The organism is Bacillus sp. NP157, from assembly GCA_018889975.1.
Lineage (GTDB): Bacteria > Pseudomonadota > Gammaproteobacteria > Xanthomonadales > Rhodanobacteraceae > Luteibacter.
In genome coordinates, this window is the sequence record CP076546.1 from 1,228,575 (window position 1) to 1,247,802 (window position 19,228).

Consider the following 19,228-nt stretch of genomic DNA (forward strand, 5'->3'; position numbering starts at 1 on the left):
ATCGCGAAAAACTTGTCGCTATTTAGGAAATACCTCGCGCGGCAGAAAATAGCTGGCGCGCAGTAAATTCCCATCGCGCGCAGGCGCGCTCCTACATGGGGTTTGGCGTTAGAGGGCTTCGAAGATGCCGGCGGCGCCCATGCCGGTGCCGATGCACATGGTGACCATGCCGTACTTCTGCTTGCGACGGCGCAGGCCGTGGATCAGCGTGGCGGCACGCACGGCGCCGGTGGCGCCGAGCGGGTGGCCGAGGGCGATGGCGCCGCCCAGCGGGTTCACCTTCGACGGATCCAGGCCGAGGTCACGAATCACGGCCAGGGCCTGGGCGGCGAACGCTTCGTTGAGCTCGATCCAGTCCAGCTGGTCCTGGGTGATGCCGGTCTGCTTGAGCGCCTTCGGAATCGCTTCCTTCGGGCCGATGCCCATGATGTCCGGCGCCACGCCGGCCACCGAGAAGCCAACGAAGCGGGCCAGCGGGGTCAGGCCGTAATCCTTGATTGCCTTCTCCGAAGCCAGCAACAGGGCACCCGCGCCATCGGACATCTGCGAGGAGTTGCCCGCGGTGACCGAGCCGCCGAACTGGCCGTTGCGGAACACCGGGCGCAACTTGCCGAGCACGTCGAGCGAGGTATCGGCACGCGGGCCTTCGTCGATCGAGATGATCCGGCGGTCTTCCTTCACCGTGCGGTTCTTCAGGTCCGGGTAGCGGTCGTCGAGCTGGAACGGGGTGATCTCGTCCTTGAACTCGCCGGCCTGGATGGCCGCCAGTGCGCGCTGGTGCGACTGCAGGGCGAACGCATCCTGGTCCTCGCGGCTGACCTTCCAGCGCTCGGCCACCTTCTCGGCGGTGATGCCCATGCCGAAGGCGATCGCGCGGTTTTCGTCGTTCTCGAAGATGGCCGGGTTCATCGCCACCTTGTGGCCCATCATCGGCACCATGCTCATCGACTCGGTGCCGCCGGCCAGCATCAGGTCGGCTTCGCCCAGGCGGATGCGGTCGGCGGCCATGGCGATGGCCTGCACGCCCGACGAGCAGAAGCGGTTGATGGTGACGCCGGGCACCTGCTCCGGCAGGCCGGCCAGCAGCACGCCGATGCGTGCCACGTTCATGCCTTGCTCGGCCTCCGGCATGGCGCAGCCGATGATCGCGTCGGCGATCAGGGCCGGGTCGATGCCCGGGGCCTGCTCCATCACCGCACGGATGACGTGGGCGAGCAGGTCGTCGGGACGGGTATTGCGGAACACGCCACGCGGCGCCTTGCCAACCGGGGTGCGGGTGGCGGCGACGATGTAGGCGTCTTGCACTTGCTTGCTCATGGGATCGTTCCTTTAAGTGGGCAGGTCGTTGGGTAAGAGCGCGAGGCGCGTCAGTTACGCAGCGGCTTGCCCGTCGTCATCGTGTGGGCGATGCGGGCCTGGGTCTTTTCGGTCTGGGCGAGCTCGACGAAATGCTTGCGCTCGAGGGAGAGCAGCCACTCTTCGTCGACCGGCGAACCACGTTCGATGCGGCCGCCCGACAGCGTGTCGGCGATGCGGCTGGCGATCTCGATGTCGTGCGGCGAGGCGAAGTAGCCCTCGGCAAGGTTGGCCAGCGACGCGCGGAACGTCGCCGTGCTGGTATCGCCCGCGGCCGGGATGGCACGCGCCGGCATCGGCGGGCGGTAGCCCGACTCGGCCATCGCCACCACCTGGGCCTTGGCCACGTGCAGCAGCTCGTAGGCGTTGAACACCACGATGTCTTCCTTGCGCAGCAGGCCAAGGGTCTTGGCCTCGAGCGCGCTGGTCGACACCTTGGCCATGGCGACGGTCTCGAACACCTTCTTGAGGTATTCGAACGGGTCTTCCGGGTTGGCCTGCGCGGCGCGCACGGCCAGCTCCTTCAGGCCACCGCCCGCGGGAAGCAGGCCGACGCCAGCTTCGACCAGGCCAATGTAGCTTTCCAGCGCCGCGACGGTGCGCGCCGAATGCATCTGGAATTCGCAGCCGCCACCGAGGGCGAGGCCGCGGACGGCGGCGACCACCGGGACCAGCGAATGCTTGATGCGCATGCTGGTCGCCTGGAAGTTCGCCACCATGGCTTCGAACTCGGCCAGCTTGCCGGCCTGCAGCAGGCCCAGCGCACCCTTGAGGTCGGCACCGGCCGAGAACGGCTCGGACGCCTGCCACAGCACCACGCCGCGGAACTGCTGCTCGGCCAGGCCGATCGCATGCTGCACGCCGTTGAGCACGTGGTCGTTGACCGTATTCATCTTGGTCTTGAACGAGATCACGCCGATGTCGTCGCCGGTGGTCCACAGGCGCACGCCATCGTTTTCCCAAACCGTCGTGCCCTGGTCGAATTTCTCGCCGAGGATCGGGTCGGGGAAGGCCTGGCGCGCATACACCGGGTGGGTGGAACGCGGCTTCTCGGCGTTGGCGCTGGCCGAGTACGAACCCGCCTTGCCGTGCACGCCGGTGCGGCCGTCGGTCACCCATGCCGGCAGCGGGGCGCTGCTCATGGTCTTGCCGGCGGCGATGTCCTCGGCGATCCAGCCGGCGACCTGCTGCCAGCCAGCGGCCTGCCACAGCTCGAACGGGCCGAGCTTCCAGCCGTAGCCCCAGCGGATGGCGAAGTCGACGTCACGCGCCGTCTCGGCGATGTCGGCCAGATGGAAGGCGGTGTAGTGGAACAGGTCGCGGAACACGGCCCACAGGAACTGCGCCTGCGGATCGGACGAGGCGCGCAGCTTCGCGAACTTCTCGGACGGATCCTTGATCGCGAGGATGGCGGCGACCTCGTCGGAGGGCTTGCCCTCGGACGGGCGGTAGTCCTGCTTCTGCAGGTCGAGCACCACGATGTCCTTGCCCGCCTTGCGGTAGAAGCCGGCGCCGGTCTTCTGGCCCAGCGCGCCCTTGTCGATCAGGCCCTTGAGCCATGCCGGCGGCTGGAAATACTGATGCCACGGATCGTCCGGCAGCGTGTCGCCCATGGTCTTGACCACGTGCGCCAGGGTGTCGAGGCCGACCACGTCGGCGGTGCGGAAGGTGGCGCTCTTCGGGCGGCCGATGGCCGGGCCGGTCAGCGCATCCACGGTGTCGAAGCCCAGGCCGAATTTCTCGGTGTGGAACATCGTCGACAGCATCGAGAACACGCCGATGCGGTTACCGATGAAGTTGGGGGTGTCCTTGGCGTAGACCACGCCCTTGCCCAGGGTGGTGGTCAGGAACGCTTCGAGGCCGTCAAGCACGTTCCTGTCGGTGAGCCGGGTCGGGATCAGCTCGACCAGGTGCATGTAACGCGGCGGGTTGAAGAAGTGCACGCCGGTGAAGCGGTGGCGCATCTCTTCGGGCAGCGCTTCGGCCAGGCCGTTGATCGACAGGCCCGAGGTGTTGCTGGCCAGCACGGCGGTCTTCGACACGTGCGGGGCGATCTTCTGGTACAGGTCCAGCTTCCAGTCCATCCGTTCGGCGATGGCTTCGATCACCAGGTCGACGTCGGCCAGCTGGGCCAGGTCGTCTTCGTAGTTCGCCGGGATGATCGCGGCGCCCAGCGACTTCTCAGCCAGCGGTGCCGGCGAGAGCTTGGCCAGGTTCGCGATGGCCTTCAGCGCGATGCCGCTCTTGGGACCTTCCTTTGCGGGAAGGTCGAACAGCACGGTTTCCACGTTGGCGTTCGTCAGGTGCGCGGCAATCTGCGCGCCCATGACGCCGGCGCCGAGTACCGCGGCCTTGCGAATGCGTAGCGGTGTTGCGGTCATGGTGATCTCCAGGGTGCAAAAAGTCGTCCCGGCCAGCTCAGCGGCTGGCCGGGGCGTTCGAAACGGATGGGTGGCGCATGCCGGCCGCGGCGAAGCGGATCAGGTGCTCGGCGGCGGTCTCGCGGTGGTCGCGCTCGGCGACGTCGCTCTTGCGCTGGATGATGCCGAAGTCGGCCATCGCGTAAGTCAGGGCGCCGGTGACGATGTCCAGGCGCCAGTAGATGTCTTCCTTGGCCAGGCCGGGCAACAACCGGCCGAACTCGGTGGCGAACTGGCGCAGGATGTGGCCGTAGTTCTCCGACAGGAACCGGCGCAGGGTCTCGTTGTGTTCGGCGTAGGCGCGGGCCAGCACGCGGACGAAGGCGGCGCCGCCACCGTCGGTCCGGGACAGGTCCAGTGCCGGGCGGATGTAGGCGTCGAGGACATCCTCGAGGGTGGTGCCGTCCTTGCCGGCCAGCCGGTGCAGGGCGGCCAGGCGACGGCTGTTCAGCTCGTCCAGACGGCGCCGGAACACTTCCTCGATGAGCTTGTCCTTCGAGCCGAAGTGGTAGTTCACCGCCGCGAGGTTGACCCGGGCCGCGGCGGTCACCTGGCGGAGGGATGCGCCCGCGAAGCCGTGGGTGGCGAACAGGGCCTCCGCGGCGCCAAGGATCCGTTCCTTCGTACTGCGCTCACGAGAGGCGTAGGGGGCAGGGGTCATGGCGGGCCACTCCGGCTGGGTCAGTTTGAATCAAACGATCGTTTGAGAATACGCCTGCCCCGATTTGGTGGTCAATGTGCGCCGCACAACCCTGCAATCGACTTGCGGATGAGCTAGAATCCGTCAAGAATTCGTGAGCTAAGTCAGTCATTCCTGACGGCTTTGCCCCCAGACTTTCACCGGGCGCTCCTGCGGGCCCCGGCATGATCCGTTTCTTCCATCCTTTCCCGGAGCACCCGTATGGCGCTGGAGCGCACCCTTTCGATCATCAAGCCCGACGCCGTCAAGAAGAACGTCATCGGTGAAATCCTGGCCCGTTTTGAAAAGGCCGGCCTCAAGATCGTCGCCGCCAAGATGAAGCAGCTGACCCGCGAAGAGGCCGAAGGCTTCTACGCCGTCCACAAGGAGCGTCCGTTCTTCGGCGCCCTGGTCGAGTTCATGATCTCCGGCCCGGTGATGATCCAGGCGCTGGAAGGCGAAGGCGCGGTCCTCAAGAACCGTGACCTGATGGGCGCCACCAACCCCAAGGAAGCCGCGGCCGGTACCATCCGCGCCGACTTCGCCGAATCGATCGACGCGAACGCTGTGCACGGTTCGGATTCGCTCGAGAACGCCACGAACGAGATCAAGTACTTCTTCAACGACTCGGAAGTCGTTTCGCACTGAGAATTGCCGTGAATACGCCTGCCGACAAGGTCAACCTGCTCGACTTCGATCGCCAGGGCCTGCGCGATTTCTTCGCCAGCCTGGGCGAGAAGCCGTATCGTGCGGACCAGGTCATGAAGTGGATCTACCACCGTCTCGAAGACAAGTTCGAGAACATGACCGATGTCGGCAAGGCGCTTCGCGAAAAGCTCACTGCCACCTGCTATGTCGGGCCACCGTCTACCGTGTTCGAAAAGGGCGCGGTGGACGGCACCCACAAGTGGCTGCTTGGCATGGAGAGCGGCAACGCCATCGAGACGGTTTACATCCCGGAGCCGACCCGCGGCACGCTTTGCGTGTCGTCGCAGGTGGGCTGCGCGCTGAACTGCCAGTTCTGCTCGACGGCGACCCAGGGCTTCTCCCGCAACCTGTCCACGGCCGAAATCATCGGCCAGATGTGGGTCGCGGCCAAATTCCTCGGCAACGTCACGCACCAGCAGCGCCGCATCACCAACGTGGTGATGATGGGCATGGGCGAGCCGCTGCTGAACTTCGACAACGTCGTGAAGGCGATGAGCCTGATGCGCGACGACCTCGGCTTCGGCCTGGCCAGCAAGCGCGTCACGCTGTCCACCGCCGGCCTCGTGCCGATGATCGACCGCCTGTCGGCCGAGAGCGACGTGTCGCTGGCCGTGTCGCTGCACGCCGCCAACGACGAGCTGCGCACCGAGCTGGTGCCGCTGAACAAGCGTTACAACCTGGCCGAACTGGCCGCCGCCTGCGAGCGCTACATCCGCCGCGCGCCGCGTACGCACATCACGTTTGAGTACACCCTCATGAAGGGTGTGAACGACCGTCCCGAGCACGCGCGCCAGCTGATCAAGTTCATGCGCCGCCTGCCGGGGCCGAACAAGGTCAACCTGATTCCGTTCAATCCGTTCCCCGGCACGCGCTTCGAGCGCTCGGAGCCGGAGGAAATCCGTGCGTTCCAGACCCAGCTCCTGAGCGCCGGCGTACTTACCATGCTTCGTCGCACCCGCGGTGACGATATCGACGCAGCCTGCGGCCAGCTCAAGGGCCAGGTGGTCGACCGCACCCGTCGGCAGGCGGAGTTCCGCAAGAAACTCGAGGAAGGGGTAGTGAATGCGGCTTGAGCGGTGGGGGATGTTGGCGGTGCTCGCCCTGGCGTGCGCTGGCTGCGTGACGACGGGGACGGATGCGCCCGGTGCCCGGCTTAAGCAGGACACCAAGGCCGACGAAGCCCGTCACAGCGCGGAAGTGCACACCGAGCTCGGCCGTCGCTACATGGAGCAGGGCAACCTGGAAGGCGCCATGGAGAAGCTGAACAAGGCGGTCCAGTCCGACCCCAACTATGCGCCGGCACGCACGGTGCTTGCGGTGCTGTACGAGCGCATCAAGGATCCGGCCAACGCGGAGCTCAACTATCGCAAGGCCATCGCGATCGACCCGAAGAAGGGCGATGCGAACAACAACCTCGCCGTGTTCCTTTGCCAGCAGGGCAAGTCGGCCGAAGCGAAGCCTTACTTCGATCGCGCCCTGGCCGACCCGTTCTACGCCACGCCGGACGTCGCCCTTTCCAACGCGGGTACCTGTGCTGTGAAGGCCCAGGACTACGACGGTGCCGAGGGTTACCTGCGCCAGGCGATCGAGCGCAACCCGAATAATGCGGATGCCCTGTTTCAGATGGCAAACGTGTTGTACCTTAAGAACGATGCTTTCCGGGCAAGGGCCTTTCTACAGCGTTTCGACGCGCTGGGAGCGGTAAGTCCGGATTCGTTGAAGCTCGGTCGCGATATCGAGCTCCGTCTGGGCAACGGGGAGGTTGCCCAGGAATATGCCAAACGCCTGCGTGAAAAGTTCCCGGATTCGGAACCCGCGCATGCCCTCGAAGCCACTGCACGTCAATGACCTCTGTATCGTCGAATTCCAACGGTCGGGACGGGCGCGAACAAGACCTGTTCGCCGGCATCGAGCCTCAGAACAGGGAGGACGCCATGGACCCGCAGACTGATTCCCAGGCCGCCGATGGCGGTCGCGTCCTGATCGACCACGTGCCTGGCCAGGCGCAGTTCGGTTCCCGCCTGCGCGCAGCGCGCGAAGCCCGTGGCTATAGCGTCGAGGCCTGTGGACAGGCCCTGCGCCTGCCGGTGCGCCTGCTGCGCCAGCTCGAGGCCGGCGAGTACGGCGGCATCGATTATCAGGTTTATCTCAGCGGTTACCTGACCAAGTACGGCCGCCATGTCGGCGTGGACGAAGAAGCCATCCAGGCCGAACTCGCCCGCCTGACCCCGCGCCAGCCGACCCTGGTGGTCACCGGTGGCGTTTCCCATTCGCGCTACCTGCTCGAGCGCTACGTCACCGCGGCCACCTATGTGGTGCTGACCGCGATCATCGTGGTGCCGATGGTGTGGCTGGGCGTGCGTGGCACGCTGGATCGCGACATGCCGCGGCTCGCGCCGCTGGATGCCGCCCCGGTGGCCCAGCAGGATGCCCCTGCTTCGTCCTCGACCAGCGCGACGGCCGTGGCGGCTGCCCAGCCGCAGGCCACCGCGCCGGCCGAGCAGCGTGCCGAAGACCAGCAGCCCGTGCTCGCGTCCATGGCGATGTTCCCGCCGCTGGACCACAGCGCAGCGAAGGCGCCGCTGGCCACCAGTCCCGTGGCCCCGGCCAGCACCGGCACCGGCCAGGGCGGGCATGACCTCACCCTGAGTCTTCCGGCCGCCAGCTGGGTCGAAGTCACCGATGCCACGGGCCAGCGCCTGGAGTACGGCATCCTTCCCGCCGGCACGCAGAAGTCATATCACAGCGACAGCCCGCTGGACGTTCGCATCGGCAACGCAGGTGGCGCGCAGGCGACCGTCGACGGCCAGCCGGTCGCGATCGAAAGCTTCCGCCGTGCCAACGTCGCCCGCTTCCGCGTCGACGTGCGCGATGGCAAGGCCGCACCCGTCGCTTACTGACGCGCGGCCAGCCCGGTGCGCCGCCTTGCGGCGCTTTTCGGGTATCCTTACCTATTGATCCTCGCCGGCCGTCCCCGATGGCCGACGCGGGCCCGTTCTTTCCAAGGTTTGCTGCGCCTGGTGCGCAGTGGGTGATTGCATGGCATTCGACATTTACGACGACTACGAACAGGGCGAGCGCGTCCAGCAGTGGCTCCGCAACAATGGCGTTTCCATCGCCGTCGGCATTGCCCTTGGCCTGGTCCTCATCTTCGGCTGGCAGCAGTGGAAATCGCACCGCGCCGGGCATGAGCAGGAAGCTGCGGGTGTCTATTCCTCGCTGCAGGCCGCGAATGCCACCAACAAGGCGACCGAGAGCGACGTCCGCACCGACAGCCTGATGAAGGACTACGCCGATACGGCGTGGGCCGTGTTCGCAGCGAGCGAACGCGCGCAGCGCAATGTCCTGGCCGGCCAGTTCGACAAGGCCGCCGGCGACCTCGAATGGGCGCAGTCCCATGCGAAGGACGACACTCTCAAGGCCCTGGTCGGCTTGCGCGTTGCGCAGCTGAAATACGCCCAGGGCAAGCCGCAGGATGCACTGAGCGCGATCGACGCGCTGCAGGGCAAGGCGTTTAACGCCACTGCGCAGGAACTCCGTGGCGATGTTCTGGTCAAGCTGGGACGCCAGGACGACGCTCGCAAGGCCTACGAGGCAGCGATCGCCGCCATGGGCGACAGCGCACCGCAACGCGGTGTGGTTCAAACCAAACTCGATGATCTGGCCGTGGCCGGGAAGCAGGGTGCATGAAACGTTTCTGGGCAATTGCTTTGACTTCATCGCTGGCCGCCGTGGCCGGCTGCCACTCGTTCAAGAAAGAAAACGTCGAGCCGCCGACTCCGCTCGACAAGAAGTTCGAGCCGACCGTCAAGGTCGAGCGCCTGTGGAAGTCCAGCGTCGTTGACGGCGCCGCTGAATCGGGTATCCGCATGCGTCCGGCCGTGGCCGATGGCGTGGTCTATGCGGCAAGCACCGACGGCAAGATCCGCGCCTTCGACGCCAACAGCGGCAAGACGCTGTGGTCCAAGAGCACCCGCCAGCACGGCTGGTTCGGCTGGGGCGATGCCAAGCGCGAAGACGCCCGTTTCTCGGGTGGTCCCGGCGTAGGCGGTGACCTGCTCGCCGTCGGCACGCTCGATGGCCACGTGTATGCGATGAATGCGAAGGACGGCGAGCGCCGCTGGGCGGCCGAAGTGTCGTCGGAAGTCGTCACGGCGCCGGTGATCGTCGGCGACCTGGTCGTGGTTCGCTGCAACGACGGCCGCGTCTATGGCCTCGACGCCAAGAGCGGCGAACGCCGCTGGGTGTACGACCAGTCGCAGGTCCCGCTGCTCAGCCTGCGCGGCAACGGCCGCCTGCTGGTCGCCAACGGCGTGGTGTTCATGGGTACCGATGCCGGCAAGCTGGCCGCGGTGCGCCTGGACAACGGCGAGAAGCTCTGGGAACAGACCCTCGCCAGCGGCGAAGGCCGCACCGAAATCGATCGCCTCAACGACGCCGACGGCGCGATCACCCTGGACGGCACCACGCTTTACGGCGGCGCCTACCATGGCCAGCTCGCGGCGTTCGACGGTCCCAGCGGTCGCCCGCTGTGGAACCATGCGTTCTCCACCTTTACCTCGCTGGATATCCACGGCAACTCGCTGTACGGCGCGGACGACACCTCGCAGGTGTTCGCCTTCGACAAGAGCAGTGGCGCCAATATCTGGAAGCAGGATGCGCTGAAGTGGCGCTGGGTCACGGCTCCGGCCGCGCAGGGTGATTACGTCGTCCTCGGCGACCTCGACGGCCACGTCCACTGGCTGAACGGTGTCGACGGCAAGATCGTCGCCCGGGAGCGTCTCTCCAAGAAGGCGATTCGCGCCCAGCCGGTTGTTTCCGGTGACACCGTGTACGTTGAAGACGTGGAAGGCCACGTCGGCGCGTACCGCGTCGCCCATTAATTGAAGGATTGCTGTTTCCCCCATGTTGCCTGTCATCGCCCTGGTCGGCCGCCCCAACGTCGGTAAGTCGACCCTATTCAATGCGCTGACGCGTAGCAGGGATGCCCTTGTCGCCGATATGCCCGGTGTCACCCGTGATCGCCACTATGGCGTTTGCCATGTCGGCGAGCGGCCGTTCGTGGTCGTGGACACCGGTGGCCTGTCGGGTAGCGACGAGGGTATCGAGGGGTTGACCGCAAAGCAGGTTCGCCTCGCGATCGGCGAAGCGAACCTGCTCGTCTTCGTGGTGGATGCCCGTGACGGCATCCTCCCCCTCGACGCCAGCATCCTCGGCGAACTCCGTCGTAGCGGTAAGCCCGTCATCGTCGCGGTCAACAAGACCGACGGCGTCGACGAGCCGTCCGCCATGGGCGAGTTCGCCCGCTTCGGCGTGGCGGAAACGCTGCCGATGTCCGCAGCCCACAATCGTGGCGTGGACAAGCTCATCCTCCACATCATGCCGCACCTGCCGCCGGACGAAGATGCCGACGAAGAAGGGCGCATCCCGCTGGCGGAGCAGGGCATTCGCGTGGCCATCGTCGGCCGTCCGAATGCCGGCAAGTCGACCCTGATCAATCGCCTGCTTGGCGAAGAACGCCTGATCGTTTCCGACTTGGCGGGCACCACGCGCGATCCGATCCGGGTGACCCTGGATCGCGACGGCAAGCGCTTCACGCTGATCGACACGGCTGGCGTGCGACGCAAGGCGCGCGTGGAAGAGGCGCTAGAGAAGTTCAGCGTTATCAAGACGTTGCAGTCTATTTCTGCGGCGCAGGTTACGGTGATCATGATCGATGCGCGGGAGAACCTGGCAGACCAGGACCTTACGCTGATCGGCCACGTGATCGAAGAAGGCCGTGCGCTGGTCGTGGCGGTGAACAAGTGGGACGGGATGGACGCGTACGACCGCGACCAGACGGTCAAGGCGCTCGAGCGCCGCCTGCAGTTCGCCGACTGGGCCAAGACGGTGTTCATTTCCGCGCTGCACGGCACCGGCATGCGCGAGCTGATGCGCGCCGTGGTGCGGGCCCATGCGGCCGCGACCAAGGTCATGACGTCGAACGACCTGACCCGTGCGGTGGAGCAGGCCTACGAGGCTTACCAACCGCCGCTGGTGCGTGGCCATGCCCCGAAGCTGCGCTACGCGCATCCGGGCGGCCACAACCCGCCGACCATCATCATCCACGGCAGCCGCACGAAGCACATCGCCCCGGCGTATCGGCGCTATCTGGAAAACTTCTTCCGCAAGCGCTACAAGCTGGAAGGCACGCCGGTCCGCATCGACTTCCGCGACGGCGAAAACCCGTTCGCCGGCAAGAAGAACGTGCTTACCGCCGGCCAGGCCCGCAAGCGCCAGCGCATGATCCGCAACGCCAAGCGCCGCGAAAAGTAACTGTAGGAGCGCGCCCGCGCGATGCTCTGGCGGACAACGCCCCAGCGCACGATGCTCTGGCGGACGATGCCCCAGCGCGCGATGCTCGAGCGCGCAAGGCAACCCGCCCGCGCCGGATCCAGGAGTCGCCCGCATGCCCACTCCCACCGACCGCGACAGCCTGCTCGCCGCATCGCGCTCCCGTACCCGCGAAGTGACACCCGCCGATGCGCTCGCACGGCAGCGCGCCGGCGCCCTGTTGCTCGACGTCCGCGAGGACAACGAACGTGCCGGCGGCATGGCGGCCGGTGCCACGGGCCTGTCCCGCGGCTTCCTCGAACTACGCATCGACACCCTCGAGCCCGACCACGACCGCGAGATCGCCGTGATCTGCGGCAGTGGCGTGCGTTCGCTGCTGGCGGCAGGCACGCTCCATGCGATGGGTTACCGGCGCGTGGTGTCCGTGACGGGCGGCATGGCCGCGTGGCGGGCCGAGGGCCTGCCCATGACGGAAGGCCAGCTCGATGCGGACGCGGCCGAGCGCTACGCCCGGCAGGTATTGCTCCCGCAGGTTGGCGAAGCCGGCCAGGCCCGCCTTGCCGCCGCGCGGATCTGCGTCATCGGGGCCGGCGGCCTCGGCTCGCCCGTGTTGCTCTACCTCGCGGCGGCTGGCGTCGGGCATCTGACCGTCGTCGACGACGACCATGTCGAGCGGTCCAACCTGCATCGCCAGGTCGTCCACGCCGACGCCCGGGTCGGCCTCGCCAAGACCGAATCCGCCCGGCTCGCCATGGCGGCTCTGAACCCGCGTACGCGGGTCGATGTCGTGGCCGAGCGCCTGGTGGCCGGCAACGTCGAGGCGCTGCTCGCAGGCCACGATGTCGTCGTCGATGGCGCCGACAATTTCCCCGCACGCTACCTGATCGCCGCCGCCACCCGGCGGCTCGGCATCCCGATGGTCTACGCGGCGATCGAGCGCTTCAGCGGCCAGGCCAGCGTGTTCGACCCGCGCCGCGAGGACTCGCCGTGCTATCGCTGCCTGTATCCCGAGCCGCCGTCGGCCGGGGATGCGCCGAACTGCGCCGAGGCGGGCGTGCTCGGCGTGCTGCCCGGCCTGCTCGGCATGGTCCAGGCCACGGAAGCGCTGAAGCTCGTGCTCGGCATCGGCGAGCCGCTGGTCGGTCGCCTGGTGGCCTACGACGCGCTCGCCATGCACTTCCGCGAGTTCACCCTACGCCGCGACCCCGCATGCCCCGGCTGCGGCAGCATTGCGATACCCCTGTAGGAGCGCGCCTGCGCGCGAACCCACGGACTAACGAACCACCTCACGGAACAACAGAATACATCGCCGCATCAATAGGCGATCCATTAATTATCAACCGATTACGCAACAAACCTTCGAACCTGCCTCCAATACGCTCCGCCGCCTTCCGACTCGCCCAGTTGTCATGCGCGGCAACGATCTCGATCCGCGTCTCCCCAATCACATCGAAGGCGAACCCCAGCGCCAGCTTCCCCGCGCGGGTGGTCAGCCCCCGACGCTGCGCCGACTCACGCACCCAATAGCCGAGGTTCGCGAAGCGATGCTGGCGATGGCGCTGGTTGATGCCCATGCCGCCGAGGAACCGGTCCGTCTCGGCGTCGACGATGATCATCTCGAAGCCATCCCCCAGCAGCCACGCCTGTTTGCACAGACGGATCCAGTCCTGTGCCGTGGCGACGTCGTAATCGGCGGTGCACCACTCCAGCCACGGGCCGGCGGTGGCAACCGATTCGCGGACGGCCTCGGCCAGTGCTTCGGCGTCGTCGTCGCGATACGCTCGCAGGCGTACGACGCCATCGGTCAGGTCGCGCGGGTAGGGCACGGTATCAATGGTCATTGCCCATTAAATCACGGATAATGCACCGCTTTTCGCAGGCGAACTTTCCATGACGGCACGCATCCTCGACGGCAAGCGCATCGCCCACGAACTGCTGGAGCACATCGGTCGCCGCGTTGCGAAACGCGTCGGCGAAGGGCACCGCAAGCCGGGCCTGGCCGTCGTGCTGGTGGGCGAGGATCCGGCGTCGGCCGTGTACGTCAAGAACAAGCGCCGCGCCTGCCAGCAGGTGGGCTTTGAATCCTTCGCTTATGACCTGCCTGCGGAAACCTCGCAGGAGGATCTGTTCGCCCTGATCGACGAGTTGAATGCCGACCCTGCGGTGCACGGCATCCTCGTGCAGTCGCCGTTGCCGCACCATATCGATGAAGACGCGCTGGTCGATCGCATCGACGCGCGCAAGGACGTCGACGGCTTCCAGGCGGTGAACGTCGGTCGGCTGGCCTTGCGCCGGTTTGGCCTGCGCCCGTGCACGCCCAAGGGTGTGATGACCCTACTTGGCCATACCGATCGCCCCGTGCGTGGTCGCCATGCGGTCATCGTCGGCGTGTCCAATCATGTCGGTCGTCCGCTCGCACTGGAGCTTCTAATTGCTGGTTGTACAGTGACTTGCTGCCATAAGTTCACGCAGGGTCTAGATACCTTCGTCGGCCAGGCCGATATCCTCGTGGTCGCCGCCGGCAAGCCGGGCCTGGTCAAGGGCGAGTGGGTGAAGGAAGGCGCGGTCGTGGTCGACGTCGGCATCAACCGGCTTGAGGACGGGCGACTGGTTGGCGACGTGGAGTTCGCGCCGGCCGCGTCGCGGGCGTCGTGGATCACGCCGGTGCCGGGTGGCGTGGGGCCGATGACCGTGGCGACCCTGATGGAGAACACGCTGGAGGCGGCGGAAGCGCTGGATGGCTGAGGGCGGCGCCCTACAACATGCTCTGGTTTTCGGATGGGTTTGACACATTCCCTTGTGCTGCATTGCAGGGTATAATGGCGTGATTTACTCGCGGGACTAATGCTATGCGCATCCTTGCCGAGGCACTCACTTACGACGACGTGTTTCTGGTTCCCGGCCACTCCACGGTTCTGCCGCGTGATGTGGATACTTCGACGCGGTTCACTCGCGGCCTTCGCCTGAACATCCCGATCGTGTCCGCTGCCATGGACACCGTGACGGAAGCCCGCCTCGCCATCACCATGGCCCAGAACGGCGGCATCGGCATCATCCACAAGAACCTGACGCCCGCACAGCAGGCCGAAGAAGTTCGCCTGGTGAAGAAGTTCGAAGCGGGCGTCATCCGCAGCCCGATCACGGTCGGTCCGGATACCTCGATCGGCGACGTCATCGCACTGACCCGCGCCCACAACATCTCTGGCGTGCCCGTCGTCGACGGTGGCCGCCTGGTCGGCATCGTCACCGGCCGCGACACGCGCTTCGAGCGCAAGCACGACGACCCGGTGCGCAACATCATGACCCGCGAAGAGCGACTGGTCACGGTGAAGGAAGGCGCCTCGCACGACGAAGTCCTCCAGCTGCTGCACAAGAACCGCATCGAGAAGGTGCTCGTCGTCGACGACGCGTTCCAGCTGCGCGGCCTGATCACGGTCAAGGACATCCAGAAAGCCCGCGATAACCCCTACGCCGCCAAGGACTCGCACGAGCGCCTGGTCGTCGGTGCCGCGGTGGGCGTCGGTGGCGATACCGAACAGCGTGTCGAAGCCCTCGTGGCCGCCGGCGTGGACGTCATCGTCGTCGATACGGCGCACGGCCATTCGCAGGGCGTCATCGAGCGCGCCGGCTGGGTGAAGAAGCGCTACCCGCAGGTGCAGGTCATCGCCGGCAACATCGTCACCGGCGAGGCAGCCCGCGCGCTGCTCGACGCCGGCGTGGATGCCGTGAAGGTCGGCGTGGGCCCGGGCTCCATCTGCACCACCCGCATCGTCACCGGCATCGGCGTGCCGCAGATCACCTCGATCGACCTGGTCGCCACCGCCCTCAAGGGCGAGATCCCGCTGATCGCCGACGGCGGCATCCGCTATTCCGGCGACATCCCCAAGGCACTGGCCGCGGGTGCGTCCTCGGTGATGCTGGGCTCGATGTTCGCCGGCACCGAAGAGTCGCCGGGTGAAGTCGAGCTGTTCCAGGGCCGCCAGTACAAGAGCTATCGCGGCATGGGCTCGATCGGCGCGATGCAGCTGGGCTCGAAGGATCGTTACTTCCAGGACGAAGCCGACGCCGACAAGCTGGTGCCCGAAGGCATCGAAGGCCGCGTCCCGTACCGTGGCCAGATGCGCAACATCATCCATCAGCTGATGGGTGGCCTGCGCGCGTCCATGGGCTACATGGGCACGGCCAACATCGAAGAGATCCACCAGAAGGCCCAGTTCGTGAAGGTGACCGGTGCCGGCGTGCGCGAAGCGCACCCGCACGATGTCCAGATCACGAAGGAAGCGCCGAACTACCGCCTGGACTGACGCCGCCAGGCGCTCGCTCCAGGTGACCCAGGACGCCCGCTCGCAGTGGGCGTTCTGCTTTTTGAAGGGGCTGCGCGCCATGTCGCGCGGTTCCACCGATTGACTCCTTGCAGGCCGCCACGATGACCGACATCCACAGCGACAAGATCCTCATCCTCGATTTCGGCTCGCAGTACACGCAGCTGATCGCCCGCCGCGTGCGCGAGATCGGCGTCTATTGCGAAGTGTGGGCGTGGGATCACGCACCGGACGAGATCCGCGGCTTCAACCCGCGCGGCGTCATCCTTTCCGGCGGCCCCGAGTCGGTTACCGAGGTGGATTCCCCGCGTGCGCCGCAGGTGGTGTTCGAGCTGGGCGTCCCCGTGCTGGGCATCTGCTACGGCATGCAGACGATGTCCGAGCAGCTCGGCGGCAAGGTCGAGGCCGGCCACCACCGCGAGTTCGGCGCGGCGACGGTCACCTTCGCCTCGTGCGGCCTGTTCGACAACGTCATGGCCGACGGCGAAGCGCTTGGCGTGTGGATGTCGCACGGCGACCGCGTGACGAAGCTGCCGGACGGCTTCCGCGCCACCGCGTCGACCCCGAGCCTGCCGCTGGCGGCGATGGCCGACGACGAGCGCCGCTTCTATGGCCTGCAGTTCCACCCGGAAGTGACCCACACGAAGAAGGGCATGGAGCTGCTGCGCCGCTTCGTGGTCGACCTGTGCCAGGCGGCCACGTTGTGGGATGCCGCGCACATCATCGAAGACGCCGTGGCCCGCGTCCGCGAGCAGGTCGGCTCCGACCGCGTGCTGCTCGGCCTCAGCGGCGGCGTCGATTCCTCCGTCGTGGCGGCCCTGCTGGAGAAGGCGATCGGCGACCAGCTGGTCTGCGTCTTCGTCGACACCGGCCTGCTGCGCTTCCAGGAAGGCGACCAGGTGATGGCCACCATGGCCGAGCACATGGGCGTGAACGTCATTCGCGTCGACGCGAAGCAGCGTTACTTCGACGCGCTGGCTGGCGTGGAAGATCCGGAAGCCAAGCGCAAGATCATCGGCCGCCTGTTCGTCGAGATCTTCGACGAGGAATCGGCCAAGCTCGAAAACGTGAAGTGGCTGGCCCAGGGCACGATCTACCCGGATGTCATCGAATCCGCCGGTAGCAAGACGGGCAAGGCCCACGTCATCAAGAGCCACCACAACGTCGGCGGCCTGCCGGAGCACATGAAGCTCAAGCTGGTCGAGCCCCTGCGTGAACTGTTCAAGGACGAAGTCCGCCGGATCGGCGTCGAACTCGGCCTGCCGCGCGAGATGGTCTACCGCCACCCGTTCCCGGGCCCGGGCCTCGGCGTGCGCGTGCTCGGCGAAGTGAAGGCGGAATACGTCGACCTGCTCCAGCGCGCGGACGCGATCTTCATCGAAGAGCTGCGCGCGCATGACCTGTACGACCGCGTCAGCCAGGCGTTCGCCGTGTTCCTGCCGGTGCGCTCGGTCGGCGTCGTCGGTGACGGTCGTGCCTACGAGTGGGTGATCGCCCTGCGCGCGGTGGAGACCATCGACTTCATGACGGCGCACTGGGCTCACCTGCCGTATGACTTCCTTGATAAGTGCTCCACGAGAATTATCAATGAGTTGCGCGGTATTTCTCGCGTTGTTTATGACATTTCGGGCAAGCCGCCCGCGACGATCGAGTGGGAGTGATCGGGAACTCGCAGGGTCGAGTTCTCTCCGAACCGCACCAATAAAAGCCGGGCATAATCGTATTTTTCCAAATATGCCCTTTCCTAATCGATTTGATGCAGGTCTAATCGCTTTAAGACGATTTCCTGCGTTTCTAATCGATTTTGCGCGGCACGCGCCGTGCAGGCTGAGGTGGCATGAACACGTTTCCGGTCGACGGCATTGGCGCGGCGTGGTTGGCCCGGACGTACCAGGTCGCGCCACTGGCGCGTCTTCCCGTCGTCAGTCAGGTGGGCACCCGTCGTGCAACGGAAACCACGGATGGCTTTCGGCTCGAGACCTACGTTGAGTCGATGCGACCGCCGGACGAGCCGGCGGCGCACCTGCAGTTCCATCTGCGGCACGAAGTACCACACCTCGAATTCCTGGCACGCCTGTTCCAGGCGACGGGCCCGTCGATGGTGCAGTCGTGGGTGGACGCCGAGGCCACGGGTCAGTACGCGAGGCGGGCGGCGTTCCTCTATGAATGGCTGACGGGGGAAAGCCTCCAGGTACCCGCGCGCCTGGGTGGCAATTACGTTGACGCGCTCGACGCCGCCAAGCTGGTCACTGCGTCGCCCGATCGGATACGTAAGGTCGCGCGCTGGCGGATAAACGACAACCTGCCTGGCACGCCGTTCTTCAGCCCGACCATCGTCAAGACCGACGCCACGGTCCAGGCGGCCCAGCTCGACATTGCAGGCCTGCTTGGCCAGCTGACCGCCGAATTCGGCGAAGACTTGCTGATGCGTGCCGCAAGCTGGCTGACACTTCGCGAAAGCAAGGCCAGCTTCGCGATCGAGGGCGAGGCGGATCAGTCTTCACGCGTGCAGCGATTCGCTGACGTGATGGCACGTCGGACCGGAGAAGGGGAGGTTCCCTTGAGCGAGGCGCGCCTGGCTGAGCTTCAAGGCGACATCCTGGGCGACAGGACGACGGTGACTCGACTGGGTTTACGTCAATCGCCGGTCTTCGTCGGCGAAACGTTTCGTTTCGAAGAAGTGGTGCACTACGTGGCACCGCCGGCGTCGGATCTCGGGTCGATGCTCGCAGGCTTGTCCGAGTTCCTGCATCGCACGGAAGGGCAGTCGCCGGTGATGCGCAGCGCCGTTACCGCGTTCGGCTTCGTCTATATCCACCCGCTCGCGGATGGCAATGGCCGCGTCCACCGCTTCCTCATCAACGACGTCTTGCGCCGTGACGGGGTCGTGCCACCTCCCGTCATCCTCCCCGTTTCGGCGGCGATTACCGATGACTCGGCCGAGCGCAAGGCTTATGACGGAGCGCTGGACACCGTGTCCCGGCCGCTTATGGAAGCCGTTCGGAGAAACGTGTCTTTCGAAGACCATCAGCATATGTACCCGGACGGGGTCGTCTCGAACTTCCGCTTTTCTGGCGATGCGATCGCCAGGCCCGCGTGGCGGTTTCCTGACCTCGGGGCCCATGTTCGTTTTCTGTCCGGCATTCTCCGCAGGACGATTACCGAACAGATGCATGACGAGTCGCTCTACCTGCGTCGCCATGGGCGCGCGCGCGTCGCCATCAAGCAGGTGGTGGAAATGCCGGATGCCCAGGCAGACCGCATCCTGCGATCCATCGAGCAGAACAAGGGACAGCTCAGCAACGTGCTTGCGAAGGAGATGCCCCTGCTCAAGACGGCGGGCGTATGGGACGCGTTGGTCGACGCGGTTACGTCGGCGCTCGATGGCGATTCGTGACGCGGCGTCTCCC

The 19,228-nt window shown here is 66.1% G+C and carries 16 protein-coding genes; 12 read left to right on the forward strand and 4 right to left on the reverse strand.

Annotated elements, in window-relative coordinates; translation table 11 throughout:
- Nucleotides 1-108: 108 nt before the first annotated feature.
- The 3 genes from KPL74_05545 to KPL74_05555 form a co-directional block, all read right to left on the reverse strand.
- A complete protein-coding gene (locus KPL74_05545; protein QWT22579.1) occupies nt 109-1,305 on the reverse strand; it encodes an acetyl-CoA C-acyltransferase in 1,197 nt (398 codons plus the stop codon).
- A gap of 62 nt (nt 1,306-1,367) precedes the next feature.
- Nucleotides 1,368-3,737: a 3-hydroxyacyl-CoA dehydrogenase/enoyl-CoA hydratase family protein gene (locus KPL74_05550; GenBank protein ID QWT21467.1), complete on the reverse strand. Its 2,370-nt coding sequence runs from the start codon at nt 3,735-3,737 to the stop codon at nt 1,368-1,370.
- 37 nt (nt 3,738-3,774) lie between these two features.
- The gene (locus KPL74_05555) at nt 3,775-4,437 is read right to left on the reverse strand and encodes a TetR family transcriptional regulator (GenBank protein QWT21468.1); all 663 of its coding nucleotides are present in this window, start codon (nt 4,435-4,437) and stop codon (nt 3,775-3,777) included.
- A gap of 240 nt (nt 4,438-4,677) precedes the next feature.
- Here KPL74_05555 and ndk point away from each other — a divergent pair, with 240 nt between their 5' ends.
- From ndk to moeB, 8 genes are all read left to right on the forward strand, one after another.
- A complete protein-coding gene (gene ndk / locus KPL74_05560) occupies nt 4,678-5,103 on the forward strand; it encodes a nucleoside-diphosphate kinase (GenBank protein QWT21469.1) in 426 nt (141 codons plus the stop codon).
- Nucleotides 5,104-5,111: 8 nt separating this feature from the next.
- Nucleotides 5,112-6,236, forward strand: a complete 1,125-nt coding sequence (gene rlmN, locus KPL74_05565; protein QWT21470.1) for a 23S rRNA (adenine(2503)-C(2))-methyltransferase RlmN — start codon at nt 5,112-5,114, stop codon at nt 6,234-6,236.
- Nucleotides 6,226-7,011, forward strand: coding sequence for a type IV pilus biogenesis/stability protein PilW (gene pilW / locus KPL74_05570; protein ID QWT21471.1), 786 nt, complete (start codon nt 6,226-6,228; stop codon nt 7,009-7,011). The genes rlmN and pilW overlap by 11 nt, the downstream gene beginning before the upstream one ends.
- A gap of 86 nt (nt 7,012-7,097) precedes the next feature.
- Nucleotides 7,098-8,063 (forward strand): DUF4115 domain-containing protein, encoded by a 966-nt coding sequence (locus KPL74_05575; protein QWT21472.1) that lies wholly within the window; start codon nt 7,098-7,100, stop codon nt 8,061-8,063.
- A 139-nt stretch (nt 8,064-8,202) separates the two neighbouring features.
- Nucleotides 8,203-8,853: a tetratricopeptide repeat protein gene (locus KPL74_05580; protein QWT21473.1), complete on the forward strand. Its 651-nt coding sequence runs from the start codon at nt 8,203-8,205 to the stop codon at nt 8,851-8,853.
- Nucleotides 8,850-10,046 carry an outer membrane protein assembly factor BamB gene (bamB, locus tag KPL74_05585; GenBank protein QWT21474.1) on the forward strand — a complete coding sequence of 399 codons (1,197 nt, stop codon included), beginning with the start codon at nt 8,850-8,852 and terminating at the stop codon, nt 10,044-10,046. The genes KPL74_05580 and bamB overlap by 4 nt, the downstream gene beginning before the upstream one ends.
- 22 nt (nt 10,047-10,068) lie before the next feature.
- Nucleotides 10,069-11,478, forward strand: coding sequence for a ribosome biogenesis GTPase Der (gene der, locus KPL74_05590; protein QWT21475.1), 1,410 nt, complete (start codon nt 10,069-10,071; stop codon nt 11,476-11,478).
- 133 nt (nt 11,479-11,611) lie between these two features.
- The gene (gene moeB / locus KPL74_05595) at nt 11,612-12,742 is read left to right on the forward strand and encodes a molybdopterin-synthase adenylyltransferase MoeB (GenBank protein QWT21476.1); all 1,131 of its coding nucleotides are present in this window, start codon (nt 11,612-11,614) and stop codon (nt 12,740-12,742) included.
- A gap of 40 nt (nt 12,743-12,782) precedes the next feature.
- Here moeB and KPL74_05600 read toward each other — a convergent pair whose 3' ends face one another.
- Nucleotides 12,783-13,337, reverse strand: a complete 555-nt coding sequence (locus KPL74_05600) for a GNAT family N-acetyltransferase (GenBank protein QWT21477.1) — start codon at nt 13,335-13,337, stop codon at nt 12,783-12,785.
- A gap of 49 nt (nt 13,338-13,386) precedes the next feature.
- On the opposite strand from KPL74_05600, the gene folD reads away from it, so the two are divergent.
- The 4 genes from folD to KPL74_05620 all read left to right on the forward strand — a co-directional run bounded on the left by folD (nt 13,387) and on the right by KPL74_05620 (nt 19,215).
- Entirely contained in the window at nt 13,387-14,241 is an 855-nt protein-coding gene (gene folD, locus KPL74_05605; GenBank protein QWT21478.1) for a bifunctional methylenetetrahydrofolate dehydrogenase/methenyltetrahydrofolate cyclohydrolase FolD, read from the forward strand.
- Between the two features lie 104 nt (nt 14,242-14,345).
- Nucleotides 14,346-15,800 carry an IMP dehydrogenase gene (gene guaB, locus KPL74_05610; protein ID QWT21479.1) on the forward strand — a complete coding sequence of 485 codons (1,455 nt, stop codon included), beginning with the start codon at nt 14,346-14,348 and terminating at the stop codon, nt 15,798-15,800.
- Nucleotides 15,801-15,922: 122 nt separating this feature from the next.
- Nucleotides 15,923-17,479: a glutamine-hydrolyzing GMP synthase gene (gene guaA, locus KPL74_05615; protein QWT21480.1), complete on the forward strand. Its 1,557-nt coding sequence runs from the start codon at nt 15,923-15,925 to the stop codon at nt 17,477-17,479.
- A 176-nt stretch (nt 17,480-17,655) separates the two neighbouring features.
- Nucleotides 17,656-19,215 (forward strand): Fic family protein, encoded by a 1,560-nt coding sequence (locus KPL74_05620; GenBank protein ID QWT21481.1) that lies wholly within the window; start codon nt 17,656-17,658, stop codon nt 19,213-19,215.
- Nucleotides 19,216-19,228 lie beyond the last annotated feature (13 nt).